Below are 23,358 nucleotides of genomic sequence, written 5' to 3' on the forward strand. Positions count from 1 at the left end.
CAGATTTGGATCGCTATGATCTGCTATCTACTGCTCTCGTTTGCTCGCCACAGCGCTCGGCAAGGCTGGAGCGTACAACGCATTATGCGAACACTTCAGGTGAGCTTGTTCGAACGCATGCCCCTTTGGGCGCTGCTTAATCCTCCTCCACTAAAGCCACAAAAAAGGGACCCTCAAATGAGGATCCTTTTATGATCGAAAACTATGGGACAGCAGTGGCCAAATGGCAGCCTTTTTTTGGTAGGGCGATCAGCTCATGCGGCGGTACTTGATCCGCTCGGGCTGATGGTCCTTGCCGAAGCGACGCTTGTAGTCCTCGGCGTACTCGCTGTAGTTGCCTTCAAAGAACTCCACGTTGGAATCCCCTTCATAGGCGATGATGTGAGTACAGATGCGGTCCAGGAACCAGCGGTCGTGCGAGATCACCACGGCAGAACCCGGGAAGGCCAGCAGCGCTTCTTCCAGTGCACGCAGTGTCTCGATATCCAGATCGTTGGTCGGTTCGTCAAGCAGCAGCACGTTGCCGCCTTCCTTCAGCAGCTTCGCCATGTGCAGGCGGTTGCGTTCACCACCTGACAGGTCCTTGACGTATTTCTGCTGGTCGGAGCCCTTGAAGTTGAAGCGACCGCAGTAGGCACGAGCCGGGGTCTGGTAGGTGCCTACGGTGATGATGTCCTGACCGTCGGAGATCTCTTCAAACACCGTCTTGTCGCCATTCAGCTCGCGTGACTGATTGACGTACGCCAGCTGCACGGTGGAGCCGATTTCGATTTCGCCGGCATCCGGCTGCTCTTCACCGGTCAGCATGCGGAACAGCGTGGACTTACCGGCACCGTTGGGGCCGATGATGCCCACGATGGCACCCGGCGGGATGGCAAAGTTCAGGTTTTCAAACAACAGCTTGTCGCCATAGGACTTGGTGACGTTGTGCAGTTCGATCACCTTGTCACCCAGACGCGGACCCGGCGGAATGTAGATTTCCTGGGTTTCGTTACGCTGCTGGAACTCACGTGAGTTCATCTCTTCGAACTGCTTCAGACGTGCCTTGGACTTGGCCTGACGCCCCTTGGAACCCTGGCGTACCCACTCCAGCTCGGACTTGATCGCCTTGCGGTGGGAGGCTTCCTGCTTGGCTTCCTGCTCCAGACGTTTCTCTTTCTGCTCCAGCCAGGATGAGTAGTTGCCTTCCCAGGGAATGCCGTGACCGCGGTCCAGCTCCAGAATCCAGCCAGCGGCGTTGTCGAGGAAGTAACGGTCGTGGGTGATGGCCACCACGGTACCGGTGTACTCCTGCAGGAAACGCTCGATCCAGGCGATGGATTCGGCATCCAGGTGGTTGGTCGGCTCGTCCAGCAGCAGCATGTCCGGATGTTCCAGCAGCAGGCGGCACAGGGCGACACGGCGGCGCTCACCACCGGACAGGTGCTCGACCCTGGCGTCCCAGGCGGGCAGGCGCATGGCATCGGCAGCGCGTTCCAGAGCCTGATCCAGGTTGTGGCCGTCTTTGGCGGTGATCAGGTTTTCCAGTTCACCCTGTTTCTTGGCCAGTGCATCAAAGTCGGCGTCCGGGTCGGCATAGGCGGCATAGACCTGGTCCAGCTCGGCCAGTGCATCCTTGACGTCGGATACCGCTTCCTCCACCACTTCACGCACGGTCTTGCTGTCATCCAGCTCCGGCTCCTGTGGCAGGTAGCCCACTTTCATGTTGGGCATGGGGCGTGCTTCACCCGTGTATTCGGTGTCGACACCGGCCATGATCCGCAGCAGAGTGGATTTACCGGCACCGTTCAAACCCAGCACACCAATCTTGGCGCCGGGGAAGAACGACAGGGAGATATCCTTGAGGATTTCACGCTTGGGCGGCACAACCTTGCCCACGCGGTTCATCGTATAAACGTACTGAGCCATCAATATGCCTGTAGGTTTGGGTTAAAAAACAGGCAGATTCTACCTGTCAGGGCAGATGAAAGCCATTTGCTGCAGATCAATAGCGGGATAAACGGGCCTGACCTAGTCTTAATGCGGCTGTGCAGCTGTCGGCCCATGTCTCTTAGCCTAAAGGCAGACCCAAAAACAGAGGGAGGTTGTTATGAACCGTGATCTGACCCGCTTCAACAGTCTGTTTGACGATACATTCCTGAATGACTTTTTCCGCCCGCTGGCGACCCGCAGCAATGGTGACAAGGTAGCGGCCATCGACGTACATGAGACGGATGCGGCCTACACCGTGAATGTGGATATGCCGGGCGTCAAGAAAGAGGACATCAAACTTTCGTTGGAGAACGGTGTTCTGACCGTCAAGGGTGAAACCCGCAAGGAAGACAAGGAAGAGAAGGATGGCAAGCTGATTCGTCAGGAGCGCCATGTCGGCCAGTTTATCCGCCAGTTGTCCGTGGGATCGGATGTGGATGCCCAGTCCGTGTCCGCAGCGTTCAATGATGGCGTTCTGTCCATTACCCTGCCCAAGAAACCGGCTGCGCCGGAAGAGGGCGTCCACATCAGCATTGATTGAGGACCGGGCCAGGGAGTGGCCTTTTCAGGAAAATGGAGGGAGTTGTGTCGCGGGCGGGAGTAAAATGAATCCTCCGCGTCACAGACTGACCCCTTTTCATGTGCCTTCCGTACGATTTTTAGACTATAATGCGCCTCTTTTTTGAAGGCAGCTCCAGGTCAGTTCGTCGCTACCTGCACCAACCTTGCCGCTATTTTTGCAAATTCAGGGGACAGCAATGTTTAGCAAAGATATGTCTATCGCCAGTTATGATGCGGATCTGTGGTCTGCGATGCAGTCCGAAGCGACTCGTCAGGAAGAGCACATCGAACTGATCGCATCCGAAAACTACACCAGCCCGCGCGTGATGGAAGCCCAGGGATCTGTCCTGACCAACAAGTACGCTGAAGGCTACCCGCACAAGCGTTACTACGGTGGCTGCGAATACGTAGACGTGGTTGAAGAGCTGGCGATCGAGCGTGCCAAGGAGCTGTTTGGTGCCACTTATGCCAACGTTCAGCCGCACTCCGGTTCTCAGGCCAACGCCGCTGTTTACATGGCCCTGTGCCAGCCGGGTGATACCGTTCTGGGCATGAGCCTGGCCCACGGCGGTCACCTGACCCACGGTGCCGCGGTTTCCTTCTCCGGCCGCATCTACAAGGCCGTTCAGTACGGTCTGAACCCGGAAACCGGCGCCATCGATTACGATGAAGTCGAGCGTCTGGCCGTTGAAAACAAGCCGAAGATGATCGTGGCCGGCTTCTCTGCCTACTCCCAGATCGTTGACTGGGCGCGTTTCCGCGAGATCGCTGACAAGGTCGGTGCTTATCTGTTCGTCGACATGGCGCACATTGCCGGTCTGGTTGCGGCAGGCGTATACCCGACACCGCTGCCCTTCGCTGATGTGGTGACAACGACCACTCACAAGACTCTGGGTGGCCCGCGTGGCGGTCTGATCCTGTCGGCCAACGCTGACGAAGACCTGCAGAAGAAACTGAACTTCGCGGTATTCCCGGAATCTCAGGGCGGCCCGCTGATGCACGTCATCGCCGCCAAGGCCGTCTGCTTCAAGGAAGCGATGGAGCCGGAGTGGAAGGAATATCAGGCTCAGGTGGTCAAGAATGCTCAGGCCATGGCCAAGGTGTTCCTGGATCGCGGCATCAACATCGTATCCGGTGGTACTGAAGATCACCTGTTCCTGGTTGACCTGATCAACAAGGACATCACCGGCAAGGATGCAGACGCTGCCCTGGGTCGCGCCAACATCACCGTGAACAAGAACTCCGTACCGAACGATCCGCGCTCGCCGTTCGTGACCTCGGGTCTGCGTATCGGTACGCCGGCCGTGACCCGTCGCGGTTTCAAGGAAGAGGAAGTGGCTCAGCTGGCGAACTGGATCTGCGATATCCTCGACGATATCAGCAACGAAGACACCATCGCGCGCGTGAAAGAGCAGGTGAAGGATATCTGCGCACGCTTCCCGGTTTACAAGTAAGCCGGTAGAATAGCCCGGGCGGCTGCGGCCGCCCTTTTTTTTGCGGCGTAATGCCGACCCCTTTCAAGGGAAACGCTCTTTAAGTCGAGGCATGCATGCACTGTCCATTTTGTGGCACCCATGAAACCAAAGTCGTCGATTCCAGACTGGTGGCCGAAGGCCAGCAGATCCGTCGTCGGCGTGAGTGCATCAGCTGCCACGAGCGTTTCACCACCTACGAAACTGCCGAACTGTTGATGCCTCGCGTGATCAAGAATGATGGCACCCGCCAGCCCTTTGACGAGGACAAGCTGCGTGCCGGCATTCAGCGTGCGCTGGAAAAGCGCCCGGTGAGCATCGAAGAGATCGAGGCCTGTATTACCCGTATCAAGCAGCGTTTGCGCGCAACGGGCGAACGTGAGCTGCCCTCCCGTGAAGTGGGTGAGGCGGTGATGCTTGAGCTGCAGAAACTGGATCAGGTCGCCTATGTGCGCTTTGCGTCCGTTTACCGCAGTTTTCAGGATATCAACGAATTCCGCGAAGAGATCGAACGCCTGTCCACCTCCGATAAAACGGGAGGCCAGGCATGAGCGCTGGGTTTACGGCAGACGATCATCGCTGGATGGCGCGGGCGCTGCAGCTTGCGCAGCAGGGGCTGTTTACCACCGACCCCAACCCGCGCGTCGGCTGCGTCATCGTGAACGCGGATGAGTGTGTGGGCGAAGGTGCACACCTGAAAGCCGGCGAGCCTCATGCCGAAGTGCATGCCTTGCGCGCCGCCGGCGAGCGGGCACGGGGCGCGACCGCCTATGTCACGCTGGAGCCCTGTAGCCATCAAGGCAAAACCCCTCCCTGTGCCAATGCGCTGGTTGAAGCTGGCGTGGCCCGTGTCGTCTGCGCCATGCAGGACCCCAATCCGCTGGTGGCCGGGCGGGGGCTTGCGCGCCTTGAAGCCGCCGGCATTCTGACCGCTCACGGCCTGCTTGAAGCGCAGGCACGTGCGGTGAACCCCGGGTTTATCAGTCGCATGGAGCTGGGACGTCCCTATACCCGCCTCAAACTGGCGTCTAGTCTGGATGGCCGTACCGCCATGCAGAGCGGTGAATCACAATGGATTACAGGTGCAGCAGCCCGTTCCGACGTGCAGCGGCTGCGTGCACGCAGCTCGGCCGTATTGACCGGCGTGGATACGGTGCTGATCGATAACGCTTCGCTGACCGTACGCGAGTCACAACTGGGCCTGCCCGCTGAAGAAGCTCGGCGTGCCGCTGAGCGGCAACCGCTGCGGGTGGTGGTGGACAGCCGCCTGAGACTGCCGGTTTCGGCGCCCATGCTCAGCCTGCCCGGAAGTACCCTGATTGCAACGTCCCGTGCGGAGCACGACCCGGCCGCCATCGCACTGAGCGCGACCGGAGCACAGGTGCTGTCTCTGCCCGGGGCGGATCAGCGGGTCGATCTGGCCGCACTGGTCAGCTGGCTGGCCAGACATGCCGAGTGTAATGAGCTGCTGATCGAATGCGGCGCTACACTGGCCGGCTCGGCCCTGCGCCTGGGGCTGGTGGATGAGCTGGTGCTCTACATGGCACCGACCCTGCTGGGCAGCTCGGCGCGGCCGCTGTTCAATCTGCCGCTGGAGGAGATGGCGCAGCAGTATCGCCTGCAGTTGACCGATACCCGCCAGCTGGGGGACGACCTGCGCCTGACTCTGAGTTGTCGCCAGGAGGAACACTGATGTTTACCGGCATTATCGAAGCGGTTGGTACCATTGCGGATATGCGCATGACCGGTGGCGACATGCGTCTGTATGTGCGCACCGGGGCGCTGGATCTGGGTGACGTTAAACTGGGTGACAGCATCGCCACCAACGGCGTATGCCTGACCGCGGTGGAACTGCCCGGTGATGGCTTTATCGCCGACGTGTCACTGGAAACGCTGGCCCATACCCGGTTTGAATCACTGACCGTGGGTGAACAGGTCAATCTGGAAAAGGCGATGCGGGCCGATACCCGGTTCGGTGGCCATATTGTCACCGGCCATGTGGATGCGCTGGGCACCATCGTGGAACGCAGTGAAGATGCGCGCTCGGTCCGCTTGAGCGTGCGCATGCCGGGCTCGATCCAGCGCTATGTGGCCGCCAAGGGCTCGATTACCGTGGACGGTGTCAGCCTGACGGTGAACGCGCTGGAGGGGGACTGTTTCACGCTTAATATCGTGCCGCATACGGCACAGGAAACCATTATCGACAGCTATACAGCCGGTCGTCAGGTGCATCTGGAGGTGGACATCATTGCCCGCTATCTGGAACGTCTGATGGGCGCGGCGCAGGCTGATGATCAGACCGACGGTGCGGCCGACGGTGTGACGCTTGCGTTGCTGGCTAATCACGGATTCATGCGCCGCTGAGGCGGCGGGAGAGGACTATGCAGCTGAACACCACTGAAGAACTGATCGAAGATATTCGCCAGGGCAAGATGGTCATCCTGATGGATGACGAAGACCGCGAAAATGAAGGGGATCTGGTGATCGCCGCGCAGTGCGTGCGCCCGGAAGACATCAACTTCATGATCACCCATGCCCGCGGGCTGGTCTGCCTCACGCTGCCGCGCGAACGCTGCGAACAGCTCAACCTGCCGCTGATGGTGCAGAGCAACGGAGCCGCGTTTTCAACCAACTTCACCCTGTCGATTGAAGCCGCGAAAGGGGTCACCACCGGCATCTCGGCCGCTGACCGTGCCACCACTGTTCATGCGGCCGTGAAGGCGGATGCCAAACCGGAAGACATCGTGCAGCCGGGGCATATTTTCCCGCTGATGGCTCAGCCGGGTGGCGTGCTCAGCCGTGCCGGTCATACTGAAGCCGGCTGCGACATCGCCCGTATGGCCGGCTTCATGCCGGCCTCGGTGATCGTCGAGATCATCAATGAAGATGGCAGCATGGCGCGTCGCCCCGACCTGGAAAAATTTGCGGCCAAGCACGGCATCAAGATCGGTACCATTGCCGACCTGATCCACTACCGCACGCTGAACGAGCATACCGTTGAGCGCCAGGATGAAGGCACACTGCAGACCGAATACGGTGACTTCCGCTATGTGACCTATCGCGACGAAATTCAGGACTGCACGCACCTGGCCCTGATGAAAGGGGAGGTGACGCCGGAAGATCCGACGCTGGTTCGCGTGCACGTGCGCAACGAGGTACTGCGTGACGTGGTCGGCGTGCGTCCGGGCGATGAGATGAAATGGACCATGCGTCGCGCGCTCAAGCGTGTGGCGGAAGAGGGCAAGGGCGTGGTGCTGCTGCTGGATTCAGGGCGTCGCGTTGATCTGGGCGAAGCGATCGAAGGGCTTTTGAAAGCCGACCGCAAGCGCTCCAAAGTGAATGTCAGTGCCTCGGGTGCCTACCTGACAGTGGGGACCGGGTCGCAGATTCTGCGTGATCTGGGTGTGCGCAAGATGCGTCTGCTCAGCTCGCCAATGAAATTTAACGCCATCTCCGGTTTTGATCTGGAGATTGAAGAGTACATCCCCTACGAGGATTGATGGAAAGGTTATGACAGTACAAGTATTTGAAGGCGACTTCGTCAGCGCCAACGGTAAGTACGCCATCGTGGTTGGCCGCTTCAACTCATTCGTGGTTGAGAGCCTGCTGGACGGTGCCATCGACACCCTGCAGCGTCACGGTGTCGCAGAAGAGAACATCCGCGTGATCCGTGTACCGGGTGCCTTTGAGATTCCGCTGGCCACCAAGCGCATTGCTCAGCAGAAGCAGGATGATGCCATCATCACGCTGGGTGCCGTGATTCGCGGGGGAACCCCACACTTTGAGTACGTCTCTGCCGAGAGCTCCAAGGGCGTGGCTCAGGTATCCATGGATTTCGATATCCCGGTGGCAAACGGCATTCTGACCGTCAATTCCATCGAACAGGCGATCGAGCGTTCCGGCACCAAGGCCGGCAACAAAGGGGCTGAAGCTGCGCTGTCTGCGTTGGAAATGGTCAGCCTGCTGCGTCAGCTTGAGGTCTGAGTCATGAGCGACACCACTCCGCGCAAGTCCGGCAAGCCCAGCCTGACCGAAATGCGTCGCAATGCGCGCAGCTTTGCCCTGCAGGCCCTGTATCAGTGGTCGATGGCGGGACAGAGCGTGAATGAAATCGAGGCTCAGTTCCGTGTCGATAACGACATGAGCAATGCCGACACCCAGCTGTTTTCTGAACTGCTGCGCGGTGTGACCGGGGCCAGCCGTGACCTGGACGAAGCCTTTCGACCGTTCCTGGACCGTCCCATCGACGATCTGGATCCGGTAGAGCTGAGTGTGTTGCGTATCGGTGCCTACGAGCTGATGCATCGCCTGCAGGTGCCCTATCGTGTTGCCATTAACGAAAGTGTTGAGCTGGCCAAGATCTTCGGCGCGACCGAGAGTCACAAGTACGTGAACGGTATTCTCGACAAGCTGGCACAGCGTGCGCGCTCGACCGAGATTCGTGCACGTCGCGGCAACAGCTGAGCCTGACTGCGTTGATGGGTGAGTTCGAGCTGATTCGTCGTTACTTTGATCATGCCGCCGCAGGAGCGGGTGTGATTGAAGGGATAGGCGACGACTGCGCGGTCTTGCAGGTTCCCGCCGGTCAGGAGCTGGCGGTTTCCATAGACACGCTGGTGGAAGGGATTCACTTTCTGTCCGAAATCCCGCCGGCGGAGCTGGCCTGGCGCCTTATCGGTGCGGCCGTCAGCGATCTTGCGGCCGCAGCGGCGCAGCCAGCCTGGCTGACGCTGGCGCTGACCCTGCCCAAGGCTGACCCCGAATGGCTGGAACCTTTTGCCCGTGCGCTGGCCGAATGCTGTGAGCAGCAGGGCATTGCGCTGGTGGGGGGCGACACCACCCGAGGCGACAGACTGGTGTTGAGCGCACAGGTGCATGGCTGGGTTGAAGCCGGTCAGGCACTGTTGCGCAAGGGCGCGCAGCCGGGCGACCGGGTGCTGGTGTCCGGCACTCTGGGGGACAGTCGTGCCGGACTGGAAAGCCTGCTGCATCCTGTCAGCGCACCGACACAAGAGATTCGCTGGCTGCAACAGCGCTTCTATCGGCCTGAACCCCGCATTACCCTGGCTCGCGCCCTGCGGCCCCATGTGCATGCGGGGCTGGATATTTCTGACGGCCTGCTGGCTGATCTGAGCCATATGCTGGACGCCTCGGGCGTTGGGGCCGACATTGAGACCTGCTGTCTGCCGCTGTCCGGCGCCTTGGCACACTGCTACCCCGACCAGGCCCTGAACTGGGCCCTGTCGGGCGGCGAGGATTTCGAACTGTGTCTGGCGGTCCCGGAGGCAGCGGTAACGACCTGTCTGCAACTGGCAGAGCAGCAGGGAGTGCGTTTGACCGGCATAGGACGGATCACGGACGTGCCGGGGCTTCGGGTAAACGACGCTGAAGGGCGTGAGCTGGCCGGTCTGGCACAGGGCTATGACCACTTCAAGGAGTCTCCATGAACAAGGCGCCCGCATCGGTCTGGCGAAACCCGGTTCACTTTCTGGCTTTTGGTCTTGGCAGTGGTGCTGCGCCCAGGGCGCCGGGCACCTTTGGTACGCTGGCGGCCGTTCCGTTGTGGTACCTGATGGCGCAGGGCAGCTTGATACTCTATCTGAGCCTGACGCTGGCGGCTTTTGTGATCGGAATCTGGTTGTGTGGACGTACCTCTCGCGATCTGGGCGTGCACGATCATGGCGGGATCGTCTGGGATGAGTTTGTCGGGTACTGGATTACCATGATCGCGGTACCGGTTAACTGGATCTGGGCGCTGGCCGGCTTTATCCTGTTCCGCCTGTTCGATATCTGGAAACCCTGGCCGATTCGTCCGGTGGATCGTCGAGTGCACGGTGGCCTGGGGATCATGCTGGACGATGTGCTGGCAGGTGTATTGGCGGGGCTGGTGCTGCAGGGTCTGCTTTGGCTCTGGGGCTAACACCGGCGCGCCGGGAAATGAATTTGTGACTGAGGAACAACCAAGGTGTCAGTACAGTATGTAGCCGATTCACGGCTGCCCACCCCCTGGGGGGTGTTTACCATGGTGGGTTTTGAAGATCCGTCCACCGGCAAGGAACATGTTGCACTGGTATTCGGTGAGGTTGCCGGCGATGAACCCGTGCTGGCGCGTATTCACTCCGAATGCCTGACCGGTGATGCGCTGTTCAGCCTGCGCTGTGACTGCGGCTTCCAGCTGCAGGAAGCCCTCAAGCGGATCGCTGAGGAAGGCAAGGGCGTACTGCTCTACCTGCGTCAGGAAGGGCGTGGCATTGGCCTGCTGAACAAGATCAAGGCGTATCACCTGCAGGATGGTGGCGCCGATACGGTTGAGGCGAACGAGAAGTTGGGGTTTGCCGCCGATATGCGTGACTACAGCATGTGTGAGCCCATGCTGGAGCATCTAGGCATCAAGGCGGTCAAGCTGATGACCAACAACCCGCGCAAGGTGGCGGCGCTGGAAAAATACGGCGTGAACGTGGCGGAACGTGTGCCACTGCAGGTGGGCAAGAACCGCCACAACGAGAACTACCTGCAGACCAAGATGGGCAAGCTGGGTCATATGATGACCGAGCACCACTTCAAGGACGAATAACGCGCGCCAGCGCTCGGGCTATTCGGGCAGCGCGTTCAGGTCATGCTGTCCAGACGCTGCCGAATCGAAGCCTCTATCCCGGCGGCATCCAGCCCGCACTCTGCCAGTTGCTCCTCGCGGCTGGCGTGTGCAACCCACCGATCCGCAATCCCCAGCATTAACAGCGGCGTCTGCTGCCCCTGCTGCTGTAACTGCTCGGCTACGGCGGAGCCCGCGCCACCCTGTATTGCGTGATCTTCCACACTGACCAGCAATTCGTGTTCACGGGCCAGCTGCTGCACCCTGGCGCTGTCCAGCGGTTTGACGAAACGCATGTCCACCAGTGTGTAGTCGCAGCGCTCCGCAACCTGCAGGGTTTCAGTCAGCAGCGGGCCGAAGTTCAGCAGTGCCACCCGCTTACCCCGGCGCAGCAGCCGGCTTTGGCCCAGTGTCAGCGTATCGGTGCCGTTTGGCTGAGCGCTCGCAGCGCTGCCGCGGGGGTAGCGTACGGCCACGGGCCCGGGGTGCTCATAACCCAGTGTCAGCATGGCGCCGAGTTCGGCTTCATCGGCGGGTGTCATCACCACCATATCCGGCAGGCAGCGCAGGTACGCCACATCAAAGCAGCCGGCATGGGTGGCACCGTCTTCGCCCACCAGGCCGGCGCGGTCGATGGCGATCAACACGTCGAGCTGCTGGATGGCAATATCGTGAATAACCTGATCGTAGGCGCGCTGCAGAAACGTGGAGTAGATTGCCAGTACCGGCTTCATGCCACTGCAGGCAAACCCGGCTGCCAGCGTGGCCGCATGCTGCTCCGCGATGGCAACGTCAAAGTAGCGGTCCGGGAACTGTTCTGAAAACGCGATCAGGTCTGAGCCTTCACGCATGGCGGGCGTGATGCCAACCAGCCTTTTATCCACAGCCGCGGTTTCACACAGCCAGTGACCGAACACATTGCAGTACTTGGGACGCTTGGGCCGGGGCGCTCGTTTGTCGGCGTTGACCGGCTCAATCTTGGTCAGCGAATGATAGCCCACCGGGTCCGCTTCGGCCGGTGCAAAGCCCTTGCCCTTGCGGGTGACGACATGCAGCAGCTGTGGCCCGGGCGTGTTCAGTGCCTGCTCCAGAGCCGGCAGCAGCAGACTGAAATTGTGACCGTCAACCGGGCCGCTATAGCCGAACTCCAGCGCCTGAAACAGATCCGCCGTGATTGGACCGTCCATCTTCTGCTTCAGGTTGCGGGCCAGGTAGGTCGCCAGCCCGCCTTCGTTGCGGGAGATGGACATCTCGTTGTCGTTCAGCACCACGAGCAGGTTGGCGCCCGTGTGGGCCGCGTGGTTTAACGCTTCAAACGCCATGCCGGCTGTCATGGCACCATCGCCAATCACGGCGACGGTATGGTGGCTTTGGCCCTGCAGGCGCTGCGCCAGTGCCATGCCCAGTGCCGCTGAAATGGAGGTGCTGGAGTGCCCGGTGCCGAAGCTGTCGAAAGGGCTTTCACTGCGCTTGGGGAAGGGCGACAGACCATCCTTCTGGCGCATGCCCAGCATCTGCTCGCGGCGACCGGTCAGTATCTTGTGGGGATAGGTTTGATGCCCGACATCCCAGACCAGTTGCTCATGCGGAGTTTTCAACAGGTAATGCAGGGCGATGGTGAGTTCCACAACGCCCAGCCCGGCTCCGAAATGACCGCCCGTCTGGCCCACCGAGTAGAGCAGAAAGGCTCTCAGCTCACGGGCCAGTTGCGGCAGCTCGGAGCGTTTCAGGGTACGCAGCTGCTCCGGCCGGTCAATGCTGTCCAGCAGGGGCGTGTGGGGGCGCTGTTCAGGAATGTCGTGAAACATCATCAGTGATCACGGTTTACGATGTAATCGGTCAGACCGATCAGATCCTGAGCGCCCGGACCGAACTGCTGCAGCAGTGCAACGGCTTCCTGGTGCAACGCATGCAAACGGGCACGTGCGCCTTCAAGGCCCAGCAGGGCCGGGTAGGTGGGTTTGTTCTGCTCAAGGTCGGAACCCTGAGGTTTGCCCAGCGTAGCCGTATCGCCTTCGATATCCAGCAGGTCATCCTGAATCTGAAACGCCAGGCCGACCAGGTCGCCATAGTCGCGCAGTCGCTGCAGGCGGTCAGGGTCCTGTTCACCTGCAGCCTGAGCGCCCAGAATGACCGCGGCGGTGATCAGAGCACCGGTTTTGCAGGCGTGCATGGCCTGTAACTGCGACAGGGTCAGTTGCTTGCCTACATGCGACAGATCGAATGCCTGGCCGGCCACCATGCCCTGGCTGCCACTGGCCTGTGCCAGTGTACGCAGCATGCGCAGTTGGGTGCCGGGGTCCACGGCGTCCATCGGCTCGCTCAGGTGTTCAAAGGCCAGACACTGAAGGGCGTCGCCCGCCAGAATAGCAGTGGCTTCATCGAAGGCGATATGACAGGTGGGCTGGCCGCGGCGCAGGTCATCGTCATCCATGGCCGGCAGGTCGTCATGGACCAGCGAGTAGCTGTGTATACACTCGATCGCAACAGCGGCCCGATCCGCCAGTGCCGACAGCGGCGCTTCTGTGCAGAGCCGGTAGCCCAGATAGACCAGCGCCGGCCGCAGGCGTTTGCCGCCGTTCAAAAGGCCGTGTCGCATGGCCTGCTGAAGCCGGGGCTCAAGGGCATTGTCGGTGGTGATCAGTTGTTCCAGTTGTTGCTCAACACGCGTCCGGCACTCGGCCAGAACCTGCTGGGTACTCATGGGCGTTACTCGTCAGGTGCGTTGAAGTCAGTGGCGTGGATTTCGCCGTCCTGCTCGGTCAGTAGCTGCACCTTCTGTTCAGCCTGCTGCAAAATGCCCTGACACTCGCGTGTAAGCTTGACGCCCTGTTCAAATGCCTTGAGCGCGTCTTCGATCGGGAGGTCGCCCTGTTCCAGCTGCTCAACCAGTCCTTCCAGCTGCTGCAAGGCGTGTTCAAAGTCGGGTGTGTCGGGTTTTGCTGCCATAGGGGTCTGCCGTCTTGATTAGGGCGCTCACGTTAACCAACCCTATGATAGCGGTCAATCCGACAACTTCAAAAAGCCGGCGGGAAGGGTGAACGAATGTTTAATTCTGGTATCATTCGATTCTGGTAATGTAAGCAGTCGTGCCGTCGTTTTCGGTCTCAAAACTACTCAGGAGCGATCAGTGGATCTGGCTACCCTCGTTGGTCTGATAGGGGCTTTCGGCATCATCATCGCCGCCATGGTGCTCGGTGGTGATATCGGTATCTTTGTTAACCCGCCTTCCATGCTGATCGTACTGGGGGGAACGCTGCTGGTGGTGCTGATGAAGTTCACCCTGGGGCAGTTTCTGGGCGCTGGCAAGGTGATGGTCAAAGCCTTCATGTTCAAGTCAATCAACCCGGAAGACATCATCGCCGAAACGGTTGATCTGGCGGATGCGGCGCGCAAGGGCGGCCTGCTGTCACTGGAGGACAAGGAGGTGTCGTCCGACTTCATGCAGCGCGGCATTCAGCTGCTGGTGGATGGTCATGACCCTGACGTGGTGAAGCAGTTGCTGCGAAAGGATGCCTCGCTGACCTTCGAACGGCACGACTTCGGCACCAAAATCTTCAAGGCCATGGGGGACGTGGCGCCTGCAATGGGCATGATCGGGACACTGGTCGGTCTGGTGCAGATGCTGTCCAACATGTCCGACCCCAAGTCTATCGGCCCCGCGATGGCCGTAGCCCTGCTGACAACCCTCTATGGCGCCATGATCGCCAACATGTTTGCGCTGCCGGTGGCCGACAAGCTGGAAGTACGCCGTGATGAGGAAGCGCTGAATCAGGCCCTGGTCATTGACGGCCTGTTGGCAATCCAGGCGGGGCAGAACCCGCGTGTGATTGACCAGATGCTGCGCAGTTATCTGCCCGAGGGCAAACGTGCCGTTGCTGAAAGCTGAGGGAGTCGGCCATGAGTGACGACAACGAAGAAGAACAGAAGTGTAAATGTCCTCCACCGGGCTCGCCCGCGTGGATGGCGACCTTTGCCGACCTGATGTCGCTGTTGATGTGCTTCTTCGTACTGCTGCTCTCCTTTTCGGAGATGGACGTACTGAAGTTCAAGCAGCTGGCAGGTTCCATGCGCGAAGCATTCGGGGTGCAGAACCAGATCAAGGTGGAAGATATTCCCAAGGGTACCTCCATCATTGCCCAGGAGTTCAGCCCCGGGCGGCCTGAGCCCACGCCGCTGAATGAAGTGCGCCAGATGACCATCAACAATGACATGAATACGCTGGATATTCGCTCTCGCGAGGGTGAGTCGGAAATTCAGGACCAGCTGCAGGGACTGGAAGAGCTGCGTCGCCAGCAGGAAGAGCAGGCGAAGCAGGAAGCCGTGGCGGTGGCACAGGCGCTGGCACAGGAGATTGGCGAGGGCAGCATCGAGGTGGAAACGGATGGCACCCGTATCATTATCCGCGTGAAGGAGCGTGGCTCGTTTGATTCGGGTTCGGCCGAACTGAAATTCGCCTATATCCCGGTCATCGCCAAGATTCGTGACCTGTTGCTGGATATCAGTGGCAAGGTGGCCATTGAAGGCCACACCGACAATATTCCCTACAGCGGCCGACGGTTCGAGTCCAACTGGGATCTCTCCTCGGCACGTGCACTGGCGGTGGCGCACGAACTGTTTGCAGACCGGCGCATTGATCAGTCCCGCTTCAGCGTGGCCGGTTATGCGGATACGCGTGCGCTGGCACCCAATACGTCACCCGAGTCACGCGCACGCAACCGTCGTGTGGAAATCGTGATTCAGAAGGGCGATGCCGAAGAAGCACTGGAAAAGCTGCAGTCACGCCCTGAGGGCGATACGGAAGGCGAGCCGATCGACCCGGCAAGCCTGTTCTGATCGGCTGCAAAGGTCACAAAAAAAACCGCCAAATGGCGGTTTTTTTAACGTCAATATAAGCCGTTTGTGCTTACTTGGAAGCGTCCAGCATGTACTGGATGGCGGACTTCAGCTCGGTGTCAGAGCAGTCCATGCAGGTGCCTTTCGGCGGCATGGCATTGATACCGCTGATGGCAGTGGCCAGCAGTGCATCGACGCCTTTCTCGGCACGCGGTGCCCAGGCAGCGGCATCACCGAGTTTCGGTGCGCCTGCAACACCAGCGGCGTGGCAAACGGAACATTTGGTGTTATAGACTTCTTCACCGGAACGCTCAGCCATAGCGGCTGCCGGCGATAGCATCAGGGTTGCAGCTGCGATCAGCAGTGTCTTTTTCATTGCAGGTTTCCTTTATTAGTCAGGTTTGCTACCTATTATACTCTTATCGGCGAGTTTAGGTTTGCCATGAGTCTAATGTAAATAGCGAATTAGTCCTGTACCTGCAAATCAGGTTTTAGCCTGTATTCGGTCAGGTGCGCCGCTTAATTGCGCGAGCCCAGGCGCATGGCAAAGTCAGCCTGGCCCTGCAGCAGGCGGTCGTGTCGGCGGCTGCGTTCCTGCAGTCGATGCTCGCGAATGGCCTGTTCCAGCACTTCATGGGGAACGGCTACCAGATTGCGAACGTCTTCGATGGAGTAGCCACGGTCCAGCAATTGTCTCAGCTGTGCAGTCAAATGGATGACACTCATGATTTTATCCTCTTATTGGTCAAGAGCATTATTGGTTGTCATCCATTGCAGAAAGATGTCAGTCACACGAACCTGGTGTGACAAAGTGCCTGCCGCACGCGGTCAGCGTTAGCAGTACGAAGGGGACGCTGGCACCCGCAAGCCATTCAGCCATGCTGAAGGGGCCCACCATGGGGGTGTAGCCACAGGCCTCCCAGATCTCGAACAGCCAGGGCCACCACTGGTCCGGGGCAAACCAGGCCGGCAAGCCGGACTCCAGCGTGCAGCTGCTTTCAATCCAGAGCCGTTCAACGGCCAGTACGCGCCAACTGCGTTCGGCAAAGCCAAGTGCCGCCACCAGCGCGAGCGGGTGACAAAGGCTCTGAACCCAGCGAAACCTGAACCCGGCCAGCGCAACGACGGCAATCAGGATGACGGCGGCGAGCCAGAGCCTGATGTGGATGCAGAGCACGCAGGGGCCGAAATCCAGCGCATATTGATAGTAAAGCGCGATCGCTTCAGCACCCGAGGCGCCTGCCAGCAACAGCCACCAGTAAAGCGAGGAGTTCAGACATCTTTGCAGCACGGGTAATCCTTATCCAGTCCGTTGATCAGCAGGAAGGTTAGCCTGAGCCCTTGCCCGGGAACAAGCCATATCCTTCAGATATGGCTGTGATTATGCGCGTGCTCAAAGGTTCCCGGAGCTTTATCCCGTATGAACCTGCTCCCGGAACTGACCGATGGCATCGACCACGCGTTGTGCTTCCGAGCGGATCTCTTCCATCACCGCGCCGGCTTCGGTGGCCAGAGATACACCATTTTCAACCTGCTGCTGACTGGCCTGAGCCTCATCGGCGGCAATCGCCGCCAGCTTCTGGTTCTGTTCCACCACTGACTTGATCTGCTCAGTGGCTTCACTGGTGCGGCGTGCCAGATTGCGCACTTCATCGGCGACCACGGCAAACCCGCGGCCCTGGGTGCCGGCACGTGCGGCTTCAATTGCGGCATTCAGCGCCAACAGGTTGGTCTGCTCTGCGATGTCCTGGATCATATCGACAATGCGGGCGATTTCACCCGACTGTCGATTCAATGCAGACACCTGCTCGGCAGCATTATTCAGATGGGCTTCAATATTGCGCACCATGTCGATGGTTTGAACGACTGACTGAGCACCGTTTACCGCGCTCTGGTCTGTCTCCAGCGAGATGTCATAGGCCAGCTGAGCCGCCCGTGATTCCGCGTTCCTCCGTTCAACTTCGGCGGTGATGTCACTGGCGATCTTGAGTACCCCGAAAAGCTCGCCGGCAGCGTTGTAAAGCGGGTTATAGGTCGCCTGAAGCCAGATTGTCTGCCCCTGTTTATTGACCCGCTCAAAGCGATCCGACATATACTCACCCTGATTGAGGCGCTGCCAGAACTGCTTGTAGTCGGCGGATTGTGCATAGCCTTCAGGGCAGAAGATGCGGTGATGGCGGCCCTTGATCTCGCCCAGAGCATAGCCAGTGGTGGCGAGGAAATTGTCATTTGCCTTGACGATTTCACCGGCAAGATTGAACTCGATGACGGCCATGGATCGTTCGATGGCATCGAGCACACTCTCATGTTTCTGCTCGGCCTCAACAGATGCCGTGATATCGCGGGCCAGCTTGATTACCTTGACCACGGAGCCCTGTGTGTCCTTTACCGGAATGTAGCTGGCCTCGAGCCAGAGGGTGGCGCCCTGCTTGGTGACGCGTGAGAAACGGTCACTCAGGCTTTCACCCCGAGCCAGGTTTTGCCAGAAGCGCTGGTATTTGTCAGAGCGCACCAGTTCCGGTGCGCAGAGCATCCGGTGATGCTGTCCCTTCAGCTCTTCCTCGGTGTAGCCGGTTGCCTGTTCAAACAGGGTATTTGCAGAGAGAATATGGCCATCCGGCGTGAACTCGATCACGGCCATGGTGTTGGAAATAGCATCAATGACCTGATTGGCTTCAAACAGTTGCTGCTGCAGCTGGGCGACTTCCTGCTTGAGGTTCTTCTGAAAAAACATGAGGTGACTACCCGGTTTGAGTGCAGAGGCTTGCAGATACCACGGCCGGGGGAGTGCCAGGGAAACAGGCAAGAGCGGTAAAACTGCACCTATGTTAATAGATGTCGTTTAAGATGTATCACTGTTACGTGTTTCAGGCCGGACTGGATCAGTCGAGGGCAGTAAGGCTATCTGTGCCCGCTAACGGTTTTCGCTGTCAGCCGCTTTCATGAGTATTCGGTCAAGCCAGCGGGTGGGCAGGAATCGCCTGAGCGTACCCAGCAGCCAGGTGGGGGTAGTGACGTAGTAGCGTGCCTTGGGGTGTCGATGCTCCAGAGCATGTTTCAAGGCGCGGTACACTGCAGCCGGTGGCAGAGTAAAGGCAGAGCCTTCTCCTTCACCGCCTTCCAGTCGCTTGAGCACACCCGCATATACCCTGGCGTGTGCTCCATGCTGATAAGCAATGTTGCGCTTGAATGCAGCCAGTGCATTTTGTCGAAACGCGCTGGTGATGGGGCCGGGTTCGATCAGGCTGATCTCAACGCCACTGCCTGCCAGCTCCTGTCGGTAGGTATCGGTCAGCCCCTCGAGGGCGAATTTGGATGCGTTATACGCCCCGCGGTATTTCATGGCCACCAGCCCCAGTACGGAGGAGTTCATGACAATGCGGCCATGGCCCTGGCGCCGCATGACAGGGAGTACAAGGTTGGTGAGCTCAAGCCAGCCAAACACATTGGTTTCAAACTGGGCCCGGAGCACGTCGCGGCTGAGGTCTTCCACGGCTCCCGGCTGACCATAGGCACCGTTGTTGAACAGCGCATCCAGTGTGCCGCCGGTCAGGCCGAGTGCCCAATCCACGGCGTCCTGAATGGATGTGGAGCAGTCCAGATCCAGCTGGCAGGCTTCAAGCCCCTGTGCCTTGAGCATATCCACGTCTTCTGCCTTGCGGGCCGTTGCCAGCACCCGGTAGCCGTCTTCCTTCAAGGCCATCGCACAGTGATAACCAATGCCGGTGGAACAACCCGTGATCAGAATAGAAGCAGGCATACAGACAGAAATCCTTGTGGGGGTGATCAGAACAGCTCGACATCCGAGTGTTCAATTTTCGGTTTGCGGCTTTCCAGCTGGAGGGTAACACGGTTACGGCCGGATGACTTGGAGGTGTACAGGGCTTCATCAGCCACTTCGATCACGTCACTGATCGGCATATCCGGCTCTATGGGGGCGCAACCGACGCTGACCGTGACCTGGCCTGAGGGGAAGGTATAGTCCTCAACGCACTGGCGAAAGCGCTCAAGTGCTTCGGTAACACCCTGCTGATCGGTCTGATTGATGATGACCAGAAATTCTTCACCGCCGTAGCGGAACAGGAAGTCGGAGTAGCGGAACTCCGACTTCATCAGGTTGGCAAAATGGATCAGTACCTCGTCGCCATAGAGGTGACCGAAATTGTCATTGATCTCCTTGAAGTGGTCGATATCCAGCAGGGCCACCCAGGACTTCAGTGCTTCCTGCTCGCGCCCCCGGTAGAAGTCCACCACCTGCTCGAGTGTATTGTCGAGGGTCTGGCGGTTATTCAACAGCGTAAGCGGGTCGCGTTCCTTGGAGTCAAACATGCGGACCTGGCGGTCATAGATCAGGCTGAGCCCGCGAATCAACTCGGCGTTGTAGTCGTTCACTTCACCCCGAATCAGCACCAGCCGTTCCGGTACGGTGTGTTCACAGATGTAAATGACAATGTAGGGCTCACCGTCAAAATCGGTAAAGCTTACGCCATGCTGACCCCGATAGGCGATCTCGCGGATAATGGTGTGGTTATCGTCGATGTAGTTCTCGTCAAGCGAGAGGGGAAAGCGGCGTACCAGAATATCCGGCTCGTCCGGGCGCTTCTGCTGGCGGGCCAGGATCTCATAGGAATCGACTGCAGTGATGCCGTCAAAGGACATCAGCATCTCGATCAGGTCGCGGGTCAAATCGTGGTAGTTGTTCGATTCGAGCAATTTGGCCGAAACACTGAACGCGGCTTGCAGGTCTTGGTAACTCATTGTGCTGGACGGCACCCCGTATCAGTGAATATCAGTCAGATCGGTGGAGCGATTACACGAACTGCAGAATGTGCGATCAAATTTAAAACAATTGTAACAGCCACCGCTGCCATGCTGAAGCGAGGAAAGGCAAAGCCTGCGTCAGATCAGGTGTCGGGCCTGTAACAGCAGTCGCAAGCGCTCGGCCAGTTCGATTTCAAGATGCGCCAACGCCTCTTCACTGGTCGGCTCGCCCATATGCCAGATCGCCGTTTCCACCTCCGGCAGGCGCTCCTGCAAAGACGCTTCTGGCCACAAGGCCTCCTCTTTCGGCGAACAGATGATGATCAGCAGATCAAGCGGTGATGCTGTTAACGCTTCTATACGGTCAAGCTCCGACACAGGTTCAGCATCCAGTCGCCTCAACACAGCGTGCGTCGCTTCAGGTATGGGGGTTGGTGTCAGGCCGGCGCAGCGGATCACAAGTTCAGGGCAGATATGATGTGCCAGTGCTGCCGCCAGTTGTGCACGGATGGCGTTATGCTGGCTGATAAAACCGATATGAACAGACTGAGTCATCTGGCGGCCTCGTGTGCTGATGGGCTCACCTGAAGTGTAGTGCAAAGTGAAGGAGGGATTATTTGGATGGTGTTACGAGAGATATAAACGAAAAAAGCCTGTGAAAACAGGCTTTTAACTTATGTAATTTGGTGGAGGTGGCGGGTGTTTCCCTCTACACACCTAACCCACTGAAATTGCGCCAATTTGTGTAAATTCTCTATCAAGATGGCACACAAAATGTGACCTGCTCCCCACTTTCTAAACCAGCAAGCTCTTAGTAATGTTCATCACAGAGAAGGAAGATGAACATGAAGAAGCGATTCACTGAAGAACAGATCATCCCGATCCTGAAAGAAGCGGAAGCAGGCCTGCCAGTCAAAGAGCTGTGTCGGAAGTACAGTATCTCCGACGCCACGACAGCCGCACTGTCTGTAGCTCAAACCGGCTGATATGGTTGCTCCCATCTCAAATCCAGTTTCCAATTGGCTGCCGGCTCGGGCACGCACGAAGCGAATGTTAGATGCCAATCTAAACAATCACTTGCTGTGGTTATGATTTATCGGAATGATTCATAAATTTCTCATGAAAATAATTCTTGGCGCTTAACGGGTCCTAAAGCCTGTAGACAGAACCTACCTACTACTACAGGAGTTCGTCATGTCTAATACCTCCGACATCATTGATTTTTCATCTTATGTACCTGGTTCAGAAGCTCATGTTGATAAGGGAAAAATAATTGATGTGAATAAGTCCTTGCTTAGCATAAAAGATAACGAAAGAATAACGCATGAACACGTCGCTTTTATCAATTTTTATCCTGTCTTATCTGTACTTTGGAAAAAATATCAAGAAAATGTTGGATGGCCCGAAGAATATTATTTTATACAGATTGAAAAGGGGCCTGTAGCAGTTCTAAATCAGATGTGTATACCATCTAACAAGTTTAATGTAACATTCTTTAGTATTTTTCGATTAGACATAATTAGCAATAATCAAATTGAACTGATCCGATTTTTATTAAAAGACAATAAGGCGGTAGATTTAATAGTTAATAGCGATAAAAAATACATATCTATATTTTCTATATCGATACTCTGCGCTGTAAGCTCGATTGATAAATCTGTTTTCAAAGAGCTTTTGGAAATGGACCATCAAAGAGTTATAGAAATAATACTAAGTTGGTATATTGAAAATTATCGATTTATCTGTATGGATAGATATATTTCATTTAAAGATTATTTTGAAAATTTATGTGCTCATAAGCTTTCATGTAAAGCTGTAAAAAGTGTCAATAATTTTATGTCAGTCGTAATATATAAGGATGCTCCTTCTTTATCTGTTAGGGTTATATTGGATAAATTAAACATACTTATGTCGTGCTTTATGGTTGAGGAGATGACGGTTTATTTGAATAATGATGATATAAAATGGGTCCAATTAATTGGGTTTTGTGTAGAAAGTAATTTTGAGCATTGTCCTAATATTGGTATTGAATTCAGTAATGATCAAAGTGATGATGCGCTTGTAACAATTGATTTAAAAATGTCCTAAGAAAGAAGTCGTCAAGTTCGCCACATGAGATAATGTGAGCGGCAGATGATCGAGAGCACAGAGAAAGGTACATCATGTACAGCTTGTCGAGACCTAATTCAACAATAAGCGTGGGAGATCCCCAAGGAGAAGGCACTTGAGCATGGTTATACTATTGGCGCAGTTCAATTGTGTGCGCATTGACAAAATCATGAAAAACAGAGTTAATACATCTGAAGTATCTGAGAAGGCGATTGCGACTGGCTAAAACGGTGGGAACCTGCCCCAATTGTCTGCTAAATACGGAAAAATGGAGGCAGAAAGCGCTGGAAGGGGCTTGTTCATTTTATTCTCAGTCTTAAAACTCATATGTGCGGTATTGAAATATTAAACACAAGGAGGAGTCATGCAGAAATCAGCAATAATTTCTGATTGCGGAAAGTACAGGTACGAGCTAAAAAGAATATGGGAAAATTCCAAGCCTACAGTTTTATTTGTTTGTCTCAATCCATCAACAGCTGATCATGAAGAAGAAGATAATACTTCGCGGGTATGTATAAATTACGCTAAGCGCTGGGGGTATGGAGGTCTGATTATAGCAAATTTATTTGCATACAGGTCTACTGATAAAACAGAACTCTATCGAGTTGATGATCCAATAGGTCCAGACAATGATCGGCATTTACAGCGACTCAGCGAGGAGGCTGTCGAAACTGTTTGCGCATGGACAGATGATGGAGCTTTTATGAACCGTGATTTGGCTGTTTTGGCGATATTGAAATCACCGAAGTGCTTAGTAAAACTTAAAAGTGGTAGGCCGGGTCATCCTTTGTATAAAAGCAAAGATCTCAAGCCTATATCGTTACTATAAGCATGTGAAGAAATAGTATTCATGTGACACATACCCCCTATAGGGGTAGTTGTGAATACTAAGGAAGGTGTGATCAAGTCCGCTACATGGGATAATGCTGACTACACATAATCGAGGGCGCATAAGATGGATCAGCAACTTACATTCGCGTGTACAGTGATGGTAATTACCTGACACATGCCTCCCATAGGCTCTGGGTTTAAGCCGCGCTTTCAGCGGCTTTCCTG

At 56.9% G+C, this 23,358-nt stretch carries 26 protein-coding genes and 1 pseudogene; 16 read left to right on the forward strand and 11 right to left on the reverse strand.

Annotated features, from left to right (window positions below; genetic code table 11):
- Positions 1–249 precede the first annotated feature (249 nt).
- Positions 250–1,908: an energy-dependent translational throttle protein EttA gene (gene ettA / locus H9C73_RS15115; RefSeq protein ID WP_209288739.1), complete on the reverse strand. Its 1,659-nt coding sequence runs from the start codon at positions 1,906–1,908 to the stop codon at positions 250–252.
- A 181-nt stretch (positions 1,909–2,089) separates the two neighbouring features.
- Between ettA and H9C73_RS15120 the strand changes: the two genes are divergently transcribed.
- The 11 genes from H9C73_RS15120 to ribA all read left to right on the forward strand — a co-directional run bounded on the left by H9C73_RS15120 (position 2,090) and on the right by ribA (position 10,578).
- Positions 2,090–2,512 (forward strand): Hsp20/alpha crystallin family protein, encoded by a 423-nt coding sequence (locus H9C73_RS15120; protein WP_209288740.1) that lies wholly within the window; start codon positions 2,090–2,092, stop codon positions 2,510–2,512.
- 217 nt (positions 2,513–2,729) lie between these two features.
- The gene (gene glyA / locus H9C73_RS15125; RefSeq protein WP_209288741.1) at positions 2,730–3,986 is read left to right on the forward strand and encodes a serine hydroxymethyltransferase; all 1,257 of its coding nucleotides are present in this window, start codon (positions 2,730–2,732) and stop codon (positions 3,984–3,986) included.
- A gap of 95 nt (positions 3,987–4,081) precedes the next feature.
- A complete protein-coding gene (gene nrdR, locus H9C73_RS15130; RefSeq protein WP_209288742.1) occupies positions 4,082–4,555 on the forward strand; it encodes a transcriptional regulator NrdR in 474 nt (157 codons plus the stop codon).
- The gene (gene ribD, locus H9C73_RS15135) at positions 4,552–5,697 is read left to right on the forward strand and encodes a bifunctional diaminohydroxyphosphoribosylaminopyrimidine deaminase/5-amino-6-(5-phosphoribosylamino)uracil reductase RibD (RefSeq protein WP_209288743.1); all 1,146 of its coding nucleotides are present in this window, start codon (positions 4,552–4,554) and stop codon (positions 5,695–5,697) included. The genes nrdR and ribD overlap by 4 nt, the downstream gene beginning before the upstream one ends.
- Positions 5,697–6,368, forward strand: a complete 672-nt coding sequence (locus H9C73_RS15140; RefSeq protein ID WP_209288744.1) for a riboflavin synthase — start codon at positions 5,697–5,699, stop codon at positions 6,366–6,368. The genes ribD and H9C73_RS15140 overlap by 1 nt, the downstream gene beginning before the upstream one ends.
- A gap of 17 nt (positions 6,369–6,385) precedes the next feature.
- Entirely contained in the window at positions 6,386–7,504 is a 1,119-nt protein-coding gene (gene ribBA / locus H9C73_RS15145) for a bifunctional 3,4-dihydroxy-2-butanone-4-phosphate synthase/GTP cyclohydrolase II (RefSeq protein WP_209288745.1), read from the forward strand.
- 10 nt (positions 7,505–7,514) lie between these two features.
- The gene (gene ribH / locus H9C73_RS15150) at positions 7,515–7,988 is read left to right on the forward strand and encodes a 6,7-dimethyl-8-ribityllumazine synthase (protein ID WP_209288746.1); all 474 of its coding nucleotides are present in this window, start codon (positions 7,515–7,517) and stop codon (positions 7,986–7,988) included.
- Between the two features lie 3 nt (positions 7,989–7,991).
- Complete coding sequence (nusB, locus tag H9C73_RS15155; RefSeq protein ID WP_209288747.1) at positions 7,992–8,468, forward strand: transcription antitermination factor NusB; 477 nt, start codon at positions 7,992–7,994, stop codon at positions 8,466–8,468.
- A 14-nt stretch (positions 8,469–8,482) separates the two neighbouring features.
- Positions 8,483–9,451, forward strand: coding sequence for a thiamine-phosphate kinase (thiL, locus tag H9C73_RS15160; RefSeq protein WP_209288748.1), 969 nt, complete (start codon positions 8,483–8,485; stop codon positions 9,449–9,451).
- Entirely contained in the window at positions 9,448–9,924 is a 477-nt protein-coding gene (locus H9C73_RS15165) for a phosphatidylglycerophosphatase A family protein (RefSeq protein WP_209288749.1), read from the forward strand. The genes thiL and H9C73_RS15165 overlap by 4 nt, the downstream gene beginning before the upstream one ends.
- A gap of 45 nt (positions 9,925–9,969) precedes the next feature.
- Positions 9,970–10,578: a GTP cyclohydrolase II gene (gene ribA / locus H9C73_RS15170; protein WP_209288750.1), complete on the forward strand. Its 609-nt coding sequence runs from the start codon at positions 9,970–9,972 to the stop codon at positions 10,576–10,578.
- Between the two features lie 35 nt (positions 10,579–10,613).
- Here the strand turns inward: ribA and dxs are convergent, their stop codons facing one another.
- From dxs to H9C73_RS15185, 3 genes are read right to left on the reverse strand one after another with little or no spacing between them, the layout of a single operon-like run.
- A complete protein-coding gene (gene dxs / locus H9C73_RS15175) occupies positions 10,614–12,404 on the reverse strand; it encodes a 1-deoxy-D-xylulose-5-phosphate synthase (protein WP_209288751.1) in 1,791 nt (596 codons plus the stop codon).
- Positions 12,405–12,406: 2 nt separating this feature from the next.
- A complete protein-coding gene (locus H9C73_RS15180) occupies positions 12,407–13,300 on the reverse strand; it encodes a polyprenyl synthetase family protein (RefSeq protein WP_209288752.1) in 894 nt (297 codons plus the stop codon).
- Positions 13,301–13,305: 5 nt separating this feature from the next.
- The gene (locus tag H9C73_RS15185) at positions 13,306–13,545 is read right to left on the reverse strand and encodes an exodeoxyribonuclease VII small subunit (protein ID WP_209288753.1); all 240 of its coding nucleotides are present in this window, start codon (positions 13,543–13,545) and stop codon (positions 13,306–13,308) included.
- A gap of 181 nt (positions 13,546–13,726) precedes the next feature.
- Here H9C73_RS15185 and pomA point away from each other — a divergent pair, with 181 nt between their 5' ends.
- Positions 13,727–14,485, forward strand: a complete 759-nt coding sequence (gene pomA / locus H9C73_RS15190; protein WP_209288754.1) for a flagellar motor protein PomA — start codon at positions 13,727–13,729, stop codon at positions 14,483–14,485.
- Between the two features lie 11 nt (positions 14,486–14,496).
- Entirely contained in the window at positions 14,497–15,432 is a 936-nt protein-coding gene (locus tag H9C73_RS15195) for a flagellar motor protein MotB (RefSeq protein ID WP_209288755.1), read from the forward strand.
- 70 nt (positions 15,433–15,502) lie between these two features.
- Here the strand turns inward: H9C73_RS15195 and H9C73_RS15200 are convergent, their stop codons facing one another.
- The 7 genes from H9C73_RS15200 to H9C73_RS15230 all read right to left on the reverse strand — a co-directional run bounded on the left by H9C73_RS15200 (position 15,503) and on the right by H9C73_RS15230 (position 20,748).
- Entirely contained in the window at positions 15,503–15,808 is a 306-nt protein-coding gene (locus H9C73_RS15200) for a c-type cytochrome (protein WP_209288756.1), read from the reverse strand.
- A gap of 143 nt (positions 15,809–15,951) precedes the next feature.
- Positions 15,952–16,158 (reverse strand): hypothetical protein, encoded by a 207-nt coding sequence (locus H9C73_RS15205; protein ID WP_209288757.1) that lies wholly within the window; start codon positions 16,156–16,158, stop codon positions 15,952–15,954.
- A 58-nt stretch (positions 16,159–16,216) separates the two neighbouring features.
- Positions 16,217–16,723: a disulfide bond formation protein B gene (locus tag H9C73_RS15210; RefSeq protein WP_209288758.1), complete on the reverse strand. Its 507-nt coding sequence runs from the start codon at positions 16,721–16,723 to the stop codon at positions 16,217–16,219.
- Between the two features lie 120 nt (positions 16,724–16,843).
- Positions 16,844–18,166: a methyl-accepting chemotaxis protein gene (locus H9C73_RS16395; protein WP_209288759.1), complete on the reverse strand. Its 1,323-nt coding sequence runs from the start codon at positions 18,164–18,166 to the stop codon at positions 16,844–16,846.
- Between the two features lie 180 nt (positions 18,167–18,346).
- On the reverse strand, positions 18,347–19,192 hold the full coding sequence (locus H9C73_RS15220) for an SDR family oxidoreductase (protein ID WP_209288760.1): 846 nt from the start codon (positions 19,190–19,192) through the stop codon (positions 18,347–18,349).
- 26 nt (positions 19,193–19,218) lie between these two features.
- Positions 19,219–20,190 carry a GGDEF domain-containing protein gene (locus tag H9C73_RS15225; RefSeq protein ID WP_209288761.1) on the reverse strand — a complete coding sequence of 324 codons (972 nt, stop codon included), beginning with the start codon at positions 20,188–20,190 and terminating at the stop codon, positions 19,219–19,221.
- Between the two features lie 141 nt (positions 20,191–20,331).
- Positions 20,332–20,748, reverse strand: coding sequence for a hypothetical protein (locus H9C73_RS15230; protein WP_209288762.1), 417 nt, complete (start codon positions 20,746–20,748; stop codon positions 20,332–20,334).
- 290 nt (positions 20,749–21,038) lie between these two features.
- Here H9C73_RS15230 and H9C73_RS15235 point away from each other — a divergent pair.
- From H9C73_RS15235 to H9C73_RS15245, 3 genes and pseudogenes are all read left to right on the forward strand, one after another.
- Positions 21,039–21,146 (forward strand): annotated as a pseudogene (locus H9C73_RS15235) (transposase); the annotation flags it as partial.
- A 241-nt stretch (positions 21,147–21,387) separates the two neighbouring features.
- A complete protein-coding gene (locus H9C73_RS15240; protein WP_209288763.1) occupies positions 21,388–22,281 on the forward strand; it encodes a hypothetical protein in 894 nt (297 codons plus the stop codon).
- A 385-nt stretch (positions 22,282–22,666) separates the two neighbouring features.
- Positions 22,667–23,131, forward strand: a complete 465-nt coding sequence (locus tag H9C73_RS15245; RefSeq protein ID WP_209288764.1) for a DUF1643 domain-containing protein — start codon at positions 22,667–22,669, stop codon at positions 23,129–23,131.
- Positions 23,132–23,358: the final 227 nt, after the last annotated feature.

This window comes from Marinobacterium alkalitolerans (assembly GCF_017776525.1).
Lineage (GTDB): Bacteria > Pseudomonadota > Gammaproteobacteria > Pseudomonadales > Balneatricaceae > Marinobacterium > Marinobacterium alkalitolerans.

What these genes read in the sequence shown, in the direction of transcription:
- H9C73_RS15180 (WP_209288752.1), bottom strand. Translation starts at nt 13,300, where the DNA reads ATGAGTACCCAGCAGGTTCTGGCCGAGTGCCGGACGCGTGTTGAGCAA.
- H9C73_RS15240 (WP_209288763.1), top strand. Translation starts at nt 21,388, where the DNA reads ATGTCTAATACCTCCGACATCATTGATTTTTCATCTTATGTACCTGGT.
- H9C73_RS15195 (WP_209288755.1), top strand. Translation starts at nt 14,497, where the DNA reads ATGAGTGACGACAACGAAGAAGAACAGAAGTGTAAATGTCCTCCACCG.
- ettA (WP_209288739.1), bottom strand. Translation starts at nt 1,908, where the DNA reads ATGGCTCAGTACGTTTATACGATGAACCGCGTGGGCAAGGTTGTGCCG.
- H9C73_RS15200 (WP_209288756.1), bottom strand. Translation starts at nt 15,808, where the DNA reads ATGAAAAAGACACTGCTGATCGCAGCTGCAACCCTGATGCTATCGCCG.
- H9C73_RS15120 (WP_209288740.1), top strand. Translation starts at nt 2,090, where the DNA reads ATGAACCGTGATCTGACCCGCTTCAACAGTCTGTTTGACGATACATTC.
- H9C73_RS15140 (WP_209288744.1), top strand. Translation starts at nt 5,697, where the DNA reads ATGTTTACCGGCATTATCGAAGCGGTTGGTACCATTGCGGATATGCGC.
- H9C73_RS16395 (WP_209288759.1), bottom strand. Translation starts at nt 18,166, where the DNA reads ATGTTTTTTCAGAAGAACCTCAAGCAGGAAGTCGCCCAGCTGCAGCAG.
- H9C73_RS15220 (WP_209288760.1), bottom strand. Translation starts at nt 19,192, where the DNA reads ATGCCTGCTTCTATTCTGATCACGGGTTGTTCCACCGGCATTGGTTAT.
- H9C73_RS15245 (WP_209288764.1), top strand. Translation starts at nt 22,667, where the DNA reads ATGCAGAAATCAGCAATAATTTCTGATTGCGGAAAGTACAGGTACGAG.
- H9C73_RS15230 (WP_209288762.1), bottom strand. Translation starts at nt 20,748, where the DNA reads ATGACTCAGTCTGTTCATATCGGTTTTATCAGCCAGCATAACGCCATC.
- H9C73_RS15165 (WP_209288749.1), top strand. Translation starts at nt 9,448, where the DNA reads ATGAACAAGGCGCCCGCATCGGTCTGGCGAAACCCGGTTCACTTTCTG.
- H9C73_RS15205 (WP_209288757.1), bottom strand. Translation starts at nt 16,158, where the DNA reads ATGAGTGTCATCCATTTGACTGCACAGCTGAGACAATTGCTGGACCGT.
- nrdR (WP_209288742.1), top strand. Translation starts at nt 4,082, where the DNA reads ATGCACTGTCCATTTTGTGGCACCCATGAAACCAAAGTCGTCGATTCC.
- dxs (WP_209288751.1), bottom strand. Translation starts at nt 12,404, where the DNA reads ATGTTTCACGACATTCCTGAACAGCGCCCCCACACGCCCCTGCTGGAC.
- thiL (WP_209288748.1), top strand. Translation starts at nt 8,483, where the DNA reads ATGGGTGAGTTCGAGCTGATTCGTCGTTACTTTGATCATGCCGCCGCA.
- ribD (WP_209288743.1), top strand. Translation starts at nt 4,552, where the DNA reads ATGAGCGCTGGGTTTACGGCAGACGATCATCGCTGGATGGCGCGGGCG.
- ribH (WP_209288746.1), top strand. Translation starts at nt 7,515, where the DNA reads ATGACAGTACAAGTATTTGAAGGCGACTTCGTCAGCGCCAACGGTAAG.
- ribBA (WP_209288745.1), top strand. Translation starts at nt 6,386, where the DNA reads ATGCAGCTGAACACCACTGAAGAACTGATCGAAGATATTCGCCAGGGC.
- glyA (WP_209288741.1), top strand. Translation starts at nt 2,730, where the DNA reads ATGTTTAGCAAAGATATGTCTATCGCCAGTTATGATGCGGATCTGTGG.
- H9C73_RS15185 (WP_209288753.1), bottom strand. Translation starts at nt 13,545, where the DNA reads ATGGCAGCAAAACCCGACACACCCGACTTTGAACACGCCTTGCAGCAG.
- H9C73_RS15225 (WP_209288761.1), bottom strand. Translation starts at nt 20,190, where the DNA reads ATGAGTTACCAAGACCTGCAAGCCGCGTTCAGTGTTTCGGCCAAATTG.
- nusB (WP_209288747.1), top strand. Translation starts at nt 7,992, where the DNA reads ATGAGCGACACCACTCCGCGCAAGTCCGGCAAGCCCAGCCTGACCGAA.